The sequence below is a fragment of the Candidatus Poribacteria bacterium genome, from assembly GCA_021162805.1.
In the GTDB taxonomy this organism is placed as follows: Bacteria; Poribacteria; WGA-4E; order B28-G17; family B28-G17; genus JAGGXZ01.
In genome coordinates, this window is record JAGGXZ010000185.1 from 16,220 (window position 1) to 32,565 (window position 16,346).

The following is a 16,346-nucleotide window of genomic DNA, read 5'->3' on the forward strand; positions in this document are numbered from 1 at the left end:
ATTAAACCTGTATAGTGTTTCGAAAGCTTGACATATGGGAGATATAGTGGTATATTATTTGCAAACGGATATGAGGTGATGGTGTTGAAAAAGTCAGCCGTAACCTCAACTTTCATACTGGTCTCGCTCCTGATTCTATTTCCGGTGTTGGGTTTTGCTCGTAGCTCTCCCTCCTCCGACGAGAAGGCGGGTAATCCGTTCATCTATCGGGCGAGAATGGTGGATATCGCCCCCGTGGTGGACGGCGTGCTCGACGATCCCGCATGGAAAGAAGCCGAAGAGGGAGAACTCGACTGGAACGCTACCGAGAGCAAACCCTGGAGAGAAAACGGGGATTTCAGAGGGAAATTCAAGGTCGTGTGGAAAGGAGGCACGTTGTATATAGCGCTAACTTTTGAGGATGATAGGGTTGAGATCGCAAGCGTTGATCTTTCCAAAAGGGATAGCGTCGAGATCTATATAGATATGGATCGTTATGCCCGGAAAAGCCACGTTAACCGGTATACCGTGCCGTTCGGTGAAAGCAAACCGTTCGATAATATAGATAGATTATACTCGGTGTGGAGTAACGACGGGACGGCCTTTGAGGCGAGCTTCACGCTCGACCGACCACCAACCCTGGGTGCGGTTATCGGCTTTGATATATGCTATAACGATGTGGACGGGGACAACAGAAAGCAGATCCGATGGACGGATGATCGATTGAACTATTCTCAGAAGCCGATGTTGGGCGATTTGGTCTTCGAAGGAATGGGCAGTCGAATCAACAAAAAGATGTCCACTACCTGGGGAAGGATCAAGAGCCTTTATTAAACCGTAGAGGCGAGGCATCGCCTCGCCTTTATTCTCCTACCAGTTGTTCCAATACCTGAGCTACACCGTCATCGTCGTTTGACGGTGCTATCATAAAATCGCCTCTCTTTAACTCCCCGTGAGCGTTCCCCATTACCACTCCTAATCCCGCGAATTCGAGCATCTCCAGATCGCTATAGTTATCGCCGAAGGCTATCACCTCCTCCCTCTTTATCCCGAACTTGCGGCAGAGAAACCTCAGGGGATAATCCTTGGCGACCTTACTCTCGGCGACCTCGACGAAAGCGAGTTGTCCCTCCTGTGGCACCTGCTTGAGCACCTTGGCCCTCCCCTCTAAACCCTCCCTCAGACGCTCGGTTACCTCATCCACTATGGATCTGTCCATCACCGACATCACCTCCAGAGCATCCCATCGGATCGCCTCCTCAAGCGATCGGACGATTCTGGCGTGCTCGCGGTTGTGCTCGATATATCCGACCAACCAATCAGCCTTCGGCTCCTCGACGAAGATCTCAGCGTAGTCCCCCGTCCCGCGATACACGATCGGTTCAACCCCGAACCGTTTGACGATCCTGACGGCATCCCTGGCCACGTCGGGTTTCAGGAATCGGCCTGTTATGAACTCCCCGTTTATCCTCTTGAGGAGCACCCCGTTATGCGCCGCTATCATGAGATCAACGCCGAGCTGCTCGACTATCGGTTTGGCCGAGCAGAACCTCCTGCCCGTGACGATCACGATCATCGCCCCTTTCTCGGTTGCCTTCCGGATCGCCCTCTTCGTCCTCTCGCTGATCTGCGCCTTCGAATTCACCAGCGTCCCGTCCACATCGATGGCTATAAGTTTATATTTCACCCGTGCAACCTCGCTACTATCTCGCTTACCCTGTCGAACTGCTCCTTAAGGGCGGGATAGAGCGCCCTATAGACCTGATAGTATCGGTCGTATATGCCGACATTCTCAGGTATAGGCTGAGTGCGTGAGGTGACCCTTATGAGCTTGTCCGTCGCCTCCTCTATCGAGGAGTAAACCCCAGCTCCCACACCGGCTAAGATAGCCGCTCCGAAGGCAGGTCCTTCGGCTATGTTGATGGTGACCAGCTCCGTATTGTAGACATCGGCCTGGATCTGTCTCCATAGCTCGCTCCTCGCCCCGCCGCCCGTGGCGTAAACCTGCTCTATGGGCAAGCCGATCTCGCGGAATATCTCGAAGGAGTCCCGCATGCCGTATGTCACCCCTTCGAGCACAGCGCGGATCATATGAGGCTTTCCGTGGCGCAGGGTGATGCCGAAGAAAACCCCTTTGGCGTTGGCGTCGCCGTGAGGTGTCCGCTCGCCCGTCAGATATGGCAGGAAGATGAGCCCTTCGCTTCCCACAGGCGCCTCGGCGGCCTTACGGGTCAAAATCTCGTAGGGATCAACCCCCTCACTCTGAGCTTCCTCTTTCTCCGAATCCCCAAGCGCATCGCGGAACCACCTGAACGCTCCGCCGGCCGATAGCATCACGCCCATGATATACCACTTGTTCGGAACGGAATGACAGAAGGTGTGGGTCCTCAGCTTGGGATCATATCTCACCTCGTCCATATGTGCCAGGACAACCCCTGATGTTCCGAGGCTGGCCGAGACCCTCCCCGATTTGACGATTCCGTTTCCCACGGCGCTACAGGTGTTGTCAGCTCCGCCGCCTACCACCGGCGTTCCCGCCTTCAACCCTGTCATCTCCGCCACCTCGGAGCTGATCCTGCCGCAGATATCTATCGATTCATAACAGGGCGGCATCATCTCAAACGGTATATCCAACCTTTCGAGTATCTCCCTCGACCAGCGGCGATTTGGGACGTCGAAGAGTAAAGTGCCGGCCGCGTCCGAGACCTCGGTCGCTATCTCACCCGTCAGCCTGAACCTGACGTAATCCTTGGGCAACATCATCTTGTAAGCTTTTTCGAAGATCTGAGGCTCATTCTGACGAACCCATATGACCTTGGGAGCGGTGAACCCCTCGAGCGGCTGGTTACAGGTGATCCTGACCAGATCCTCCATACCCACCTTTTCCCTGATATACCCACACTGCTCCGTCGTCCGGACATCGCACCAGAGTATCGCCGGCCGCAGGACGTTATGATCTTTATCCACCAGAACTAACCCGTGCATCTGACCTGATAGGCCCAGTCCCTTGACATCTTCGGGATCGACCCCGGATCGATCCATCACCTCACGTATCGATTCGACCGTCGCCTTCCACCAATCTTCGGGGTCCTGTTCGGCCCATTTCGGGTAAGGGGTATGAAGCGGATACTCCTTGAAGGAGGAAGCCTTCAGATCGCCGTTCTCATCGATGAGTATCGTCTTGGCGCCCGTCGTCCCCACGTCTATACCTATGAGATACCCCATATCTCCCTCCTATGCCGTTTCTCAGCGGTATCGAATTATAACGTCAGCGTGTTTTAAGTGTCAATTCCTTCATCTATATCTCTCTATGGTCTCGAGCATCGCCTCTATGTTTTGTGGAGGCGTTCCCGGCATGATATAATTCGAGACTCCGACTATCACCCTCCCATATCTTTGGGCGACATCAATGCAGGATAGAACCTCCTCGATGACCTGTTCTTTCGTTCCCCTATGCAGGGTGTGAGAGCTGATGTTGCCGATTAACGTGAGATCGGGGAACTCCTCCCTGAGCTTTTTCAGATCCATCCCCGCCCTACGATCTATCTCGTAATATCCGTCCACCCCCGACTCTCCGAACAGATCGTGGGCGACAGGCCATAGGTTCCCATCGCTCGCGAAAAGGTAGTACATTCCGAGCCTATGACACTCCTCAGTTATCCTCCTGAGGGCGGGCAGCATGATGTCATGAAAGACCTTCGGGGAGTAGAGGGGACCTTCGTTTGAAGCGAAATCCCCCCCGCCGAAGATCAATTTGACTCCCGATGCGGCCAGCCGCGGCAACTGTCTCACCGCCCTTTCCGCCTGGACCTCGACGTACCGTTTGACCAGATCCGGCCTCAGAGCCACCGCCTCAAGCCAGATCTGATCATGCGGGATGCTTGCGCCTACGCCCCAGTTCCTGATGGCGTAATCTCCGTATCTGGCAAGCGTGGCCTGGATGGCGGGATCGGGACCTTCGGGCGGATGATATTCCTCTAACTCCCTCTCCTTCGAGGAGACGAACGCCTCCAGATCTCCCTCCGACATTCCCCTGACGGGGGATTCAACGATAGATTCCTTATATCCCTCGATCCTGTGGAAGAGCTCGGTCTTCGGATCGAACTCCAATACATACCAGCTCCCCTCGAGATCTCCGAAGAGAAAGGTGTGCTCGTCGATCCTCCTGGTTGGCTTGATCCTCCATCTCCAGTATTGAAGCCGTATCATGTCGTGACCACACGCCAGTGCCACCTCCACGGCGTCCCTTTCGGATCTCTCCAGAAACTCCCTATGGGCCTCGGGACCCTCCCACAGGGCCTTCATCTCGCGCCATTGCTGTATCTGTCCCCCCACGTAGGCCTCCCTGCCGAGGATCACCGAGGCAGCATATCCGGAAAATCCGATGTGATGGACGGGGACCCTGTCGGTGGATCTACCCTCAAAGGTGGCCAGTATCCTCTCCCTTGGCTTCATCGCATCTCTCCCACCGAGGCGTCGAACACCTTCCAGAAGCTCTGTCCCTGTTCCCGCGTATCCCCGTAATCCTCCAGCCATCCCCTTCTCAGTTCCCTTCGGAGGCGTACGAGGGTCTCAGCGTATCGGGGATCATCAGCCAAGTTCGTTGTCTCGCGCGGGTCGTTCGCGAGATCGAAGAGCTGAGTTTTGACGTGCACGCCACCAACGACATATTCGATCAGCTTATACCGCCGATCTCGGACGCCGCGGTGTAGCCCCTCATAGGCGAAGTGCAGGTATTGGCGGATCGGCTCGGAGGGATTTTTAAGGGCCGGTACGAGGCTTTTACCCTCGACGGTGTCGGGTATCTCGATCCCCAGAAGATCGCATAGGGTCGGGAAGATATCCAGCAGATAGGCGAAAGCCTCCCGTCTCTCATTCTGGGGTATGCCCGGCCCGGTGAAGATCAAGGGGACGTGAACGCTGTGGTCGTAGACGCTTTGTTTGCCCATCAGCCCGTGTTGTCCGACGGCCAATCCGTTATCGCCGGAGAAGAGGATTATGGTGTTCTCCAGCAGACCTAATTCTTCAAGTTTATCGATCACGCGTCCGATGGCGTCATCCAGGTGGCTGATCATGGCGTAGTATTCGGCGATATGACGGCGGATCTCCCTCTCGGTTCTTGGGAATCCGGCGAGCAGCTCATCACGCCCCCTCAGCCAGCCGTTATCGAAAGGATGTTCGGGCATGAAGTTTTCGGGAAGCTTTATCGCTTCGGGATCATACATCCTCAAAAATCTTTCGGGCATGCTGCGCGGGTCATGTGGTGCCATGAACGAGAGGTAAGCGAAGAAGGGCCTATCGCCCTCATACCTCTCCAGAAAGTCGATGGTCGCATCGGCAAACAGATCGGAGGAGTGTTTGCCCGCTTTGATGTGATCGCAGAGCCACCACGTGACCTTGTTGCTCCTTGCGGGGTTTTCGATCTTCGGCTTAGGCTTATATTCGCCCGTCGGGTCGTAATCACAGGCGGGCACGTTCCAGTGATCGGACATCCCGCCGAAGAAGATCTCAGCACCGGCGTTGAAGCTCCGGGCATATGATCGCGTGCCGTTATGCCATTTGCCGGTGCCGAACGAGATATAACCTTCTCTCTGCAGGAGCTCGCCCAGAAGGATATGCTCTTCGGGGATGTTCTGTCCCTGCCGTTCGATGTGATAAAGCGTGCGGCCTGTGTGCAACATGGCGCGGCTGGGCATGCATACCGCACCGCAGGAGCCGCCCATGATATAGGCGTTGGTGAAGACCGTGCCCCGTTCAACCAGCCGATCGAGGTTGGGTGTGAGGATCTCAGGGTTGTTGAGGGCATGGATCGTATCGAAGCGCTGATCATCGGCGAAGAAGAAAACGATATTAGGCCTGTCCATGAGAGACCTCCCTGTAACACCTTCGCAGCGCCTCAAGCGCCCCTTCGATCATCACTCGATCCGACTCCGGAGCGATGAAGATCCCGTATCGGCTCGCCCGGGCCATCTCCACTTCATATCCACCCAACGGCACCTGATCGGCGGTCGGGACGTAACCTATGGCACCGTTGGCGTGGCTGACCGGTATGGTCACTTTGAAGGGCGATTCCTCGGCGACTTTCAGGCCGATGTTGACGAATATCTCGCCTGGAAGGCCGACGATGGCGTAATCGCCTATGGCTATCGCCTGTGTCTCGACGGGGATGGTGAAATCGGCCTTCCCCGCCTCAAGATCCCTGACCAGTTTCTCCGTCCCCCTCAGCATCCTTGCTGTAAACCAGCTAAGGGCATCTTTCTCGTCCACCGGTTTGCCTCCAGCAGCCTTACGCGCCCTTGCTATCTCCTCCTCGGCTCTGGCTCTTATCCGTTTCAGCTTCTCCCTTGCCTCCTCAAGCGATGGTTTCTCACCCAGATCGAGGGCGAACTCATAGCGAGCGACCGCTATACGCAGATCCTCCTCCATCTCATCGATACCCATCGCTGCCTGAAGGACGGCACAGCCCAGGCGGATGCCATGTCTCTCACAGAGCTCGAAATTTCCCCGTGGATGTGGGTTTACGTCCGCGCTACATGCGGCCACGAACAGGGCGAGTGCGTTTGAAAGGTTGGATTCTATGAACCGTTTGGCGACACCGGGGTAGTCGGCCGTATAGTATAGGTTATCGCCGCCGAGCGTCGTGCCGTGGGCGGCGTAGCTGAAGAGAAGCGCCATCGTCTTCCCGCTTTCGATCTCATCGAAACGGATGACGTCAGTGTAGGGAGCTATCGGACCGGAGGGGTTAACGCCGAGCACGGTTCTACCATCGGGCCTCCGTTCACGTCTGTTAAGCGCTATGAGACAGTCCTGCCTGCCATATCCCACCCTTACGGGTTTCGCCCTGAGTTTCGCCTCCGACAGAGCGCCCGCCATCTTATGGATCAGCACGGTAGAATATGCTCGTTTCAGTTCATCCTCATCCTCCCTCCTCCTGAGCGACGTTTGGGGGCCGCCGTGCGTGTGAGAGCATGCGACGAGGATATTTCCCGCCGGCACGCCACAGATGGATTCGCAGGCCTCCCTTATCAGAGCCGTCCCCTGGACGTCGATGCCTATCAGATCGGCGGTTATCAATCCCGCCTCCGTCTCACCGTCGCTCAGGTAGAGCGCCACGGCGTTAAGCTCATCATGCACCCCTATGGCGGGGGTCTTCCGGGCGGCATAGCCCGACATCAACATGCCGACGGGCGGAGTTATATTCGCCCGCGCGGCACCGACGATCAGCTCAGACATCCCTTACCTCCTCTATCACCTTTCTCTCCCAAACCCCTCTAACGAACAGCAGAAGCGATGCCACCGCTGTGATGAGATTGCTCCAAACCATGGCCATCCACACCCCCGTCACGCCCCACCCCAGGATTCTGCCGGCCAGATATGCCGATGGAAGCAGGAGCACCCAGAGGTTAAACAGCGACAGACCCATGGAGTAGATCGTATGACCGGAGCCCTGAAACGCCGAGGAAGTCAACCTAGATACGGCGAATAGGGGTATGGAGAAGGCGATGATGGAGAAAAACCTCGCTCCTAACCTCACCACATCGGGATCGTCGATGAATACCCTGACCAGATACTGGCGGAGAAGGAGACATAAAATACCTCCAGCCACCATCATCATAAATCCCAGACCGGTGGCCGTCCAGACGGATCTTCTAGCCCTCTTTATCTGATCCGCCCCGAGGTTCTGTCCTACCATCGTGGCAGTGGCCGCGGCGAGGCCGAAGACGGGCATTCGGAGGATCGAGGTCACCCTGATCCCAACGCCATGCGCGCTTATCGCCGCCGTGCCGAAAGAGGCTATCACCTTCATCAACATGGTGAAAGCTAAGGCGCTTCCGGAGCTGCCCATCGATGAGGGAATTCCGATCTTCACGATCTTTTTAACCATGTCCATCCTTAATCTCAGGTGATGGGCGCTCACCTTCACCCCAACTTTCCCGCTGAAAAGAAGGTAGATGGCGGCTATTGTGGCGACCCCGCGTGAAAAGGCCGTCGCTATTGCCGCCCCGCTCACCTCCATCCTCGGAAAGAACCCCACACCGAATATAAGCAGGGGGTCCAGGATGATGTTCAGGATCACGGAGATGGCGCCGAGCTTCATAGGTGTCACCGTATCGCCAACCCCTCTGAGTAAACCGCTGAAGACGAAGAAGCCGAACATGAAAGGGACGGAGGCGAACACTATCCTGGAATATGAAACCGCTTTGTCGAAGAGCATCGGCTCAACACCCATCCATCTCATCAAATACGGTATGAGGAGGAATCCTGCTGTGGCCAGCGAACAGGAGATGATAAGGAGGAAGGCCAGCACCTGACCGGCCGCCCTGTTTGCCCCCTCCCGGTTTCCGGCCCCCGTATGTTGAGCTACCAAAGCGGTACCGGCAACACCTATACCGTCACTTAAGGATAACATGAGCCATATGATCGGCCAGCTTATGGTGGGAGCGGCCAGCGCTTCCTTGCTTAGCTTGCCGAGCCAGAAGGTATCGGCGAGGTTGTAGGCCGTCTGCATCAAGTTTCCTAACACGATGGGCCACATCAACACAAACAGCACTCTGATTATCGATCCCTTCAGTATCTCCGTTCTCCTATCCATGCGGTGTACCCCCTCCGAGTTCACCTCGATTTTATCAGCTTTCCCGGATGCTGTCAAGAAGGGATTCTCTCTTGACAATATCTGGGCTGCTATGGTATCGTTAAACCGAGGTTGAGCTACCCATGAGATCGATCGCTTTCTATATCCTCATGCTCTCCTCGATCCTCATGCTAACCGGATGTGGAACTAGGAAGGACTTGATCGAGGAGTATAACGACTTTGCTATTTGCGCTGCGAAGGCAGGGCTGTGGAAGGAAGCGGCCTTCAGATGGGAGAAGATCGTCCAGATGAATCCCAAAGATGCCAGAGCCCACAACAACCTTGCCGTTGCCTATGAAGCTATGGGGAAATACGATGAAGCCGAAAGGGAATACCGAAAAGCCCTGCAGCTCGATCCCAGAAACAAGGCTATTCAACGGAATTATATCAGATTCAAACAAATCCAGCAGAGACGTAAGGGGAGAGATGAAGGGGAAGGTTAGTCTCGCCGTCATACTCATCCTGATCTTAGGCTGTGGAGGCCCTGAGAAGATATGGATCAAGGTGAATACCCCCTCAAAGATCGATATAAGCCGTTACCATTCCATAGCCGTCCTGCCCCTTCTGCCCCTGAAGAAGGATGATAGAAACGGGGATCAGGGCGAATCGATCTCGTATTTCATCAGGAGGGAGATCGCCAAGGTGAAAGGGATTAACCTGATCGATGCCCAGACCACAAGGCGGATATTGGAAGGGGAGAAGATATCAATCCAAACGCTCGAAAGCCCAGAACAGATGGTGGATATATGTGGGGAATTGGGGGTGGACGCCGTCATAGCGGGGACATATAAGCTGTATCATGTCAGCGAACCGAGGAGATATTACGTTGAGAGGTATTCGCCTCAACTGAGGCAGTATGTGACCCAGGCGGTCACATATTATGAGAAGACCTATTATCTCAAGCTCCATCTGATGTTGATCGACTCCAAGACAGGCAAGCCGATTCTCGATGAGGAGTATGAGCCATCCTACTCTGAGGCACATAACATCGGATCGCTGATCGTCTCGGAAGTTGCTCAGGATAATCCCGCCCTGGAGAGGCTCACCCTGGATGCGATATCGCAGTTTCTCAAGAAGATAGCGCCACACTATGAGAGAGAGGAGAGGTATCTGCTGAGATGAAACCGAGATACACCATAGGTATACCATTCGTTATCCTGATGATCCTGGTCGGCTTCACGCCTCTATGGGCCACTCCGCCTCTGTTACAGAATCACCTCTCCTGGGCCACATCATCATACTCCCAGTTCTTCGGCAAGAACAAGGTGACTGAGAAGAGGTTCAAATGGATGCTCCACAAGACGGATCATTTTGACATATACTATTACCCTACAGAGGCTGCCTTGGTGCCGGAGGTTGGGAGGATAATAGAGGAGGCGTATCAGCGGCTGAGCGATGCGCTTGATCACGAGATAGAGGGCCGCACGCCCATAATCCTATACAAGTCCCACAATGACTTTCGACAGACGAACGTCACGCTTGCGGATCTGACGGAGGGGGTTGGTGGATTTGCGGAGATATTCAAGCACAGGGTCGTCATACCGTTTACCGGCTCGCGCAGGGAGCTGAGAGAGGTTCTATTTCACGAGCTGACGCACATATTCCAATATGACATCATCTATCACAAGCCTCTAGCGCATATCTACACCGGTGAGTTTCTCTACAGTCCGCCGCTATGGTTCATCGAGGGGATGGCAGAGTATTTCGCACAGGATATGGACTCCGTTGGGGAGATGGTTTTAAGGAACGCCGTTGTGACGAACGAGCTCGTGCCGTTGACGAAGCTGCAGGATTTTTCAGCCTTGGGCTCACAGGTCTATCTGGGATACAAGGAGGGGCAATCTGCGCTGATGTTTCTCGCCCGGAAATACGGGGAGGATAAGATCGGCTCCATCCTTCAGGAGCTGAGACATAGCCGGACGAAGAACCTGGATGAGGCGATGAAGAACGTGTTGGGCATATCAGAGGAGGAGTTTGATAAGGGATGGCGAAGGGAGTTGAGGAAACGATATTATCCCCTGGTGGGTGAGAGGGATATGCCGGATGTGTTTTCAAAGCAGCTGACACATTCCGATGAGGGGGGCTATCTCAAATTCGCATGGTCGCCGAGCGGGGATCTTCTGGCGTGTATCACGACAGAAGGGGGTCATTATGATATCAGCCTCATCACCTCCACAGACGGCAGAGAGGTGATGAGACCGATCACACATCTCTACAGGAGTCAATACGAGGAGATACAGATCAGAGGCAACGGGATAGCATGGTCACCGGATGGGGATAAGCTGGCCTTTTTCGCTCGGAAGGAGGGAGGGGAGGTTCTCTTCATCTACAACCTGATAACGAAGGATTTGAGGAAGATCTCGATGCCCTTCGATTCTTGTTGGTCGCCGGAGTGGTCTCCGGAGGGAGGGAGGATCGCTTTTGTGGGGTTGAAGGATGGGCAATCGGATATCTATCTTCTCTCGCTCAGGCGGCTTCAGGTTGGGAAGGTTAGCATCAGCAGGGTTACGCGGGATATATACGACGAGGGAGGGATCACATGGAATCCGAGAGATGAGAAGCTGGCCTATTCATCGGAGAGGGGAGGATGGCGACGGATAGTGGTGCGGGATCTGATAAGCGGCGAGGAGAGGGTATTGACGGGATGGGGATTCAACAGTATCTCTCCGAGGTGGACTCCCGACGGTAAGGGTCTTCTCTTCGTTTCAGACATGACGGGTTTCAATGACATCTATCGTATGGAGGTCGGCAAGGGGGAGGTGGTCAGATTGGTCGGGGCTATAACGGGTTGTTTTTCCCCTGCCCTATCACCGGATGGGAAGGCTCTTGCTTACGTGGGGTATCACGACGGCAGGCAGGATATATACAGGGTGGAAGTATCCTCGTTAACACCCGAGACGGTGAGCTTTCCGGTTGCCAAATCGGGAGGGGAGGAGAGAGAGGGGAGAGGTGAAGAGGGGATAGTCGGCAGGAGGCGGTATAGGCCGAAGCTGATGTTGGATGCGATATTCACCGACTTCACGATGTATTCGGATGGGATATTGAGGAACACGACGCAGCTTGTAGCGAGCGATATGATGGGGAATCATCGTGTGATGCTGACGTTGATGGGACAGAGCGGGTATTTCGCTCCGGATTTCGTCGCCTACTACTATTACCTCGGGTTGAGACCGGATTTCGGGGTGGGACTGTATAATTACCACACGGTACATCTGGTGAGGGGAATATGGGGAGATGAATGGTATCTTGAACGCAATACAGGAGCAGCGGCTCTGATGAGCTATCCGTTTGACAGGTACAGGCGGTTGGAGGTTCAACTGGAGATGATCTCCATGCCGTTCAGGTATGATTTCTGGACATCAAAGCCGCTTGATAGAGGTAATATCACCTATCTGAGTGCGTATCTGATAGGGGACACGGTGAGTTGGAGCGAGATGGGGCCGAGGGGTGGGAGCAGGTATGCGATAGGGATTGAGAGGACATTGGGGTGTCTAGGGAGTGATTTAGAAATGACCAATTACAGCTTTGATATCAGGCGCTATCAAGGTGTGGGGAGAGGTGTATTGGCGTTTCGAGGTATGGGAGCAGCTAGCGAGGGTAGGGATAATATGATATACTATCTCGGAGGTATAGATACGCTGAGAGGTTATGGATATGAGGATTTGAGAGGATCGCGGATGATGTTGATGAATGTGGAGTTGAGGGTGCCGCTGATAGAGGAGATCCGGTTTGGGTGGCCTGTGAGTTGGAGTATAGGTGGTATAAAGGGGATAGGTTTCATGGATATGGGAGCGGCATGGTACAGGGGAGAGAGGCCGAGATTGTGGAAGATAGAGGGGAGGAAGTTGGAGCTGGTCGATTTGGCCTCGTCTGTGGGATTAGGATTGAGGATGAATTTGGGGATATTTGCATTGAATATGGATTTGGCCTGGAGGACGAATTTGGTTCATATCGGGCCCGGTCCGATCTTCCACTTCGGCCTGGGAGGAGAATTCTGATCGCTCATATTTTTCGGTGAGTGTAGCAGAGAGCTGAATGGATAACCGCTACACTGAGAATTTGAGTGAACCCAATTCCATGGAGGAGATAAGGATGAAGGGACCTTTGAGGAAGCTTGTCGCTATCATTCTTATACTGATAGCGGTTTGGATACTGGGTAGGTTGATCGTATCGGTCTATCCGGAGTATCTGTGGTTCAAACATCTAAACTATGCCTCCGTCTTCACGAAGATATTCTGGACGAAGGTGGCGATGGGGGTTACGGCGACGGTGTTGCTCTTGGGGTTAACCCTGGGCAACCTCTATCTGATATGGCGTTTCTCCAGCGCTTTGAGCCCGGCGATAATCGACGCGATGCCGTTGGGGAGGCCCGATTTCGACTTACGTAAGTACATCTTCGTCGCTTTAGGTATACTTTCGATCTTCTTCAGTCTGATCCTCGGGTATTCGACAGCGTCACATTGGGAGGTGGTTCTGAGATACTTCAATTCCGATGGGATAAAGTTCAATCTGATCGATCCGATATTTCACAAGGACGCCGGGTTTTACATCTTCAAGATGCCTTTCCTGCGATATATATATGGGTGGATCTTCGGGATCTTTCTCCTCATAACCATAGCCACAGTTGCCGTCTATTTCTTCCACGGTCAGATCCTGGATAGGCGTAACCGGTTCGCCCCGCCTTTCAGGGTCAAAGCTCACGTCTTCACTCTGATGGCCATAACCCTTTTCAGCAGAGCATGGGGTTACAGGTTTTTGATGTATGACCTGCTCTATTCGACCAGGGGCAGGGTTTTCGGAGCGGGATATGCGGACGTGTATGCCAGAAAACCGGTGCTTTGGATATTGATGTTCCTGTGCATAGCGGCCGGATTCGTTTTTCTCATCAGCATTTTCATGCGCCGAACGAGATACGCCGTGGGATCGCTGGTGTTGATATTCATCGTCGCCTTCCTAGGCGGTATATGGCCTGCGACGGTGCAGAAGTTCAAAGTGAAACCCAATGAGCTCAATCTCGAAAGGCCGTTTATAGGATATAACATCAAATTCACCCGATACGCATACAACCTGGATAGGATCGAGGAGAAGGAGTACCCGGTCATCGGCCGGCTCACCTACGATGTGGTCACGAGCGATAAGGCGTTTATGGAGAACGTGAGGTTGTGGGATTGGCGGCCGCTGAAGCAGATATTCAAACAGCTTCAGGTTCTCAGACCTCAATACGATTTTTCGGATGTGGATATCGATAGATACAGGATAAACGGAAGGCTGAGACAGGTAATGCTCGCCGCCAGGGAGCTGAATTACAATCAGCTCAGGGCTGAGGCTAAGACCTGGGTTAACCAGACCTTCACCTTCACCCACGGTTACGGCATCTGTGTCGTGCCCGTCAGCGAGATCCTAAACGGTCGTCCCCGCTTCTACGTCAAGGACATACCGCTGAACTATGCCCCTGAATGGCCGGAGAGGATAAAGGAGAACCCCGGTCCCAGAATATATTACGGCGAGATGACGAATCACTATGTGATCGTCAATCCTCAAAGCGCCGAGCCGCGGGAATTCGATTATCCGATGGAGGAATCAGAAAGCTACGTCAAAAATAGCTATCAGGGCAAAGGCGGGGTTCCCTTCTCCTCCCTAATCCGTAAGCTGATATTCGCCTGGAAGTTCAAAAGCATCAACATGCTCCTTTCAGGCGAGATAAGCCGGAACAGCCGGATACTGTTCCACAGAAACATCCAGGATAGGATCTCTACGATCGCCCCGTTCTTGAGGTTCGATCAGGATCCCTACATCGTTATGGCAAACGGAAGGCTCTATTGGATAATAGACGCCTACACGGTCACGCATCGTTTCCCTTACTCTGAGCCGATGGAGGATGTGTTCAAGGAGATGGTCAGGTCGAAGTTCGGCCGCAAGACAGCGAGGAGAGTGCTGAGGACAAGAGGAGAACCATGGGGCAATTACATCCGTAATTCCGTCAAGATCGTGGTGGACGCCTATGACGGAAACGTCGATTTCTACGTGGTGGATGAGGCGAACGATCCGATGATCCAGTGCTACATGAAGATGTTTCCCGATATGTTCAAGCCGTTTGAAAGCATGCCGCAGGAGCTCAAGGCTCACGCGAGGTATCCGATGGCGTTATTTTTGATCCAGGCCCTCAAATACAGATCCTATCATATGACCACGCCCGACGTCTTCTATGCTCGTGAGGACCTGTGGGAGATAGGATATGAGATATACGACAATACGGCCATCCAAGGCGAGCAACAACCCCAAGTATCGCCGCTTTCAAGACTTACCGGAGTAAGACCACAACAGACGGGTAAAAGCAACATCCAGCCGGTGGAGCCGTACTACCTCATAGTCACCCTGCCCGATGAGAAGAAAAGCGAATTCCTGATCATGATCCCCTATACGCCGGCCGGCAAAGCCAATTTGACCGCCTGGCTGGCCGCCAGATGCGACATACCGGACTACGGAAGGCTACTGGTCTATAAATTCCCAAAGGGTCAGCTCGTCAACGGCCCGATGCAGGTCGAAAGCTTTATAAGTCAGAATCCAGAGATCTCCAAGGACCTATCATTGTGGGATATGCGGGGGTCGAGGGTGTTGCGTGGAAACCTGCTGATCATCCCTATGAGCGGCTCAGTCCTCTACGTCGAGCCGATATATATCCAGGCGGAACAATCGGAGAACGCCATACCTGAGCTCAGCCGCGTGGTCGTGGGGTATAAGCAGAGCGAGAAGATGAGCGTAGTGATGGGGATGACGCTAGAGGACGCTCTGAGAAGGATGTTCATAGGAGGAGCGATCTCAGCGGCTCCCTCCCCGGCCGGGGTGACAAAGGTCAACGCCAAACCGAAGCGGCGTCCTGCCGTCCAATCCGCAACTGCCGATCAGTTGATAAAGCTCGCAAAACAGCATTATGATATGGCCCAACGGGCGATCAAACGAGGAGATTGGGCCGAATACGGAGATCAGATCAAAAAGCTCGGCGAGGTGCTATCACAGCTTGAGTTGATCTCAGGAGGTGGAAGATGAGTATAAATAGGGATGAAGCGATGAAGCTGCTCAGGGAGTATACCAAAAACGAGAACCTAATCAAACATGCCCTAGCCGTCGAGGCTGCCATGAGGGCTTACGCCAGGAGATTCGGCGAGGACGAGGAGAGGTGGGGGATAGCGGGATTACTGCATGATTTCGATTACGAGAGGTATCCAACCCCGGGCGAACATGCCATCAAAGGTGCCGAGATCCTCGCCGAGAGGGGATATCCCGAGGACATCGTAAACGCCGTGAGATCCCACGCCAATTATGAGGAGTATCCGCCTCAGACCTTAATGGAGAGAACCCTTTTCGCCGTAGACGAGCTGACCGGTTTCATAGTTGCTGTGGCCCTCGTCAGACCTTCCAAGAAAATAGCGGATGTCAAGGTCAGCTCGGTCAGGAAGAAGATGAAGGATAAGGCTTTCGCCAGAAAGGTGAAGAGGGAGGATATAATCAAGGGGGCGGAGATGCTCGGCGTGCCGCTGGAGGAGCACATAGGGACGGTGCTTGAGGCGATGAAGGGGATAGCCGATCAGCTAGGGCTGTGAATCTCCTTGCCAATCAGGGAGGTATTTGTTATATTTTCTTAAGCCCCCCGATCACATAAACCATCAAACACACCCCTATCTGCGCGGCGGTGCCCTTTGGGGGCGAGGGTTTTGTGCAGGCGGAGAGGGGTGGA

The 16,346-nt window shown here is 53.9% G+C and carries 12 protein-coding genes; 6 read left to right on the plus strand and 6 right to left on the minus strand.

Annotated features, from left to right (window positions below; translation table 11 throughout):
• Positions 1 to 84: 84 nt before the first annotated feature.
• The gene (locus J7M22_14800) at positions 85 to 813 is read left to right on the plus strand and encodes a hypothetical protein (GenBank protein MCD6507874.1); all 729 of its coding nucleotides are present in this window, start codon (positions 85 to 87) and stop codon (positions 811 to 813) included.
• 28 nt (positions 814 to 841) lie between these two features.
• Here J7M22_14800 and J7M22_14805 read toward each other — a convergent pair whose 3' ends face one another.
• The 6 genes from J7M22_14805 to J7M22_14830 form a co-directional block, all read right to left on the minus strand.
• Positions 842 to 1,666 carry an HAD family phosphatase gene (locus tag J7M22_14805; GenBank protein MCD6507875.1) on the minus strand — a complete coding sequence of 275 codons (825 nt, stop codon included), beginning with the start codon at positions 1,664 to 1,666 and terminating at the stop codon, positions 842 to 844.
• Complete coding sequence (gene xylB, locus J7M22_14810; protein MCD6507876.1) at positions 1,663 to 3,204, minus strand: xylulokinase; 1,542 nt, start codon at positions 3,202 to 3,204, stop codon at positions 1,663 to 1,665. Before xylB ends, J7M22_14805 begins: the two co-directional genes overlap by 4 nt.
• A 69-nt stretch (positions 3,205 to 3,273) precedes the next feature.
• Positions 3,274 to 4,434: a hypothetical protein gene (locus tag J7M22_14815; protein ID MCD6507877.1), complete on the minus strand. Its 1,161-nt coding sequence runs from the start codon at positions 4,432 to 4,434 to the stop codon at positions 3,274 to 3,276.
• Entirely contained in the window at positions 4,431 to 5,843 is a 1,413-nt protein-coding gene (locus J7M22_14820; GenBank protein MCD6507878.1) for a sulfatase-like hydrolase/transferase, read from the minus strand. The genes J7M22_14815 and J7M22_14820 overlap by 4 nt, the downstream gene beginning before the upstream one ends.
• Complete coding sequence (locus J7M22_14825) at positions 5,830 to 7,212, minus strand: neutral/alkaline non-lysosomal ceramidase N-terminal domain-containing protein (GenBank protein ID MCD6507879.1); 1,383 nt, start codon at positions 7,210 to 7,212, stop codon at positions 5,830 to 5,832. Before J7M22_14825 ends, J7M22_14820 begins: the two co-directional genes overlap by 14 nt.
• Positions 7,205 to 8,572, minus strand: a complete 1,368-nt coding sequence (locus J7M22_14830) for an MATE family efflux transporter (protein MCD6507880.1) — start codon at positions 8,570 to 8,572, stop codon at positions 7,205 to 7,207. Before J7M22_14830 ends, J7M22_14825 begins: the two co-directional genes overlap by 8 nt.
• A 122-nt stretch (positions 8,573 to 8,694) precedes the next feature.
• Between J7M22_14830 and J7M22_14835 the strand changes: the two genes are divergently transcribed.
• From J7M22_14835 to J7M22_14855, 5 genes are all read left to right on the plus strand, one after another.
• On the plus strand, positions 8,695 to 9,054 hold the full coding sequence (locus J7M22_14835) for a tetratricopeptide repeat protein (protein ID MCD6507881.1): 360 nt from the start codon (positions 8,695 to 8,697) through the stop codon (positions 9,052 to 9,054).
• Positions 9,038 to 9,733, plus strand: coding sequence for a hypothetical protein (locus J7M22_14840; protein MCD6507882.1), 696 nt, complete (start codon positions 9,038 to 9,040; stop codon positions 9,731 to 9,733). Before J7M22_14835 ends, J7M22_14840 begins: the two co-directional genes overlap by 17 nt.
• The gene (locus J7M22_14845; GenBank protein ID MCD6507883.1) at positions 9,730 to 12,609 is read left to right on the plus strand and encodes a PD40 domain-containing protein; all 2,880 of its coding nucleotides are present in this window, start codon (positions 9,730 to 9,732) and stop codon (positions 12,607 to 12,609) included. Before J7M22_14840 ends, J7M22_14845 begins: the two co-directional genes overlap by 4 nt.
• A gap of 94 nt (positions 12,610 to 12,703) precedes the next feature.
• Positions 12,704 to 15,658, plus strand: a complete 2,955-nt coding sequence (locus J7M22_14850; protein ID MCD6507884.1) for a UPF0182 family protein — start codon at positions 12,704 to 12,706, stop codon at positions 15,656 to 15,658.
• On the plus strand, positions 15,655 to 16,212 hold the full coding sequence (locus tag J7M22_14855; protein MCD6507885.1) for an HDIG domain-containing protein: 558 nt from the start codon (positions 15,655 to 15,657) through the stop codon (positions 16,210 to 16,212). Before J7M22_14850 ends, J7M22_14855 begins: the two co-directional genes overlap by 4 nt.
• Positions 16,213 to 16,346 lie beyond the last annotated feature (134 nt).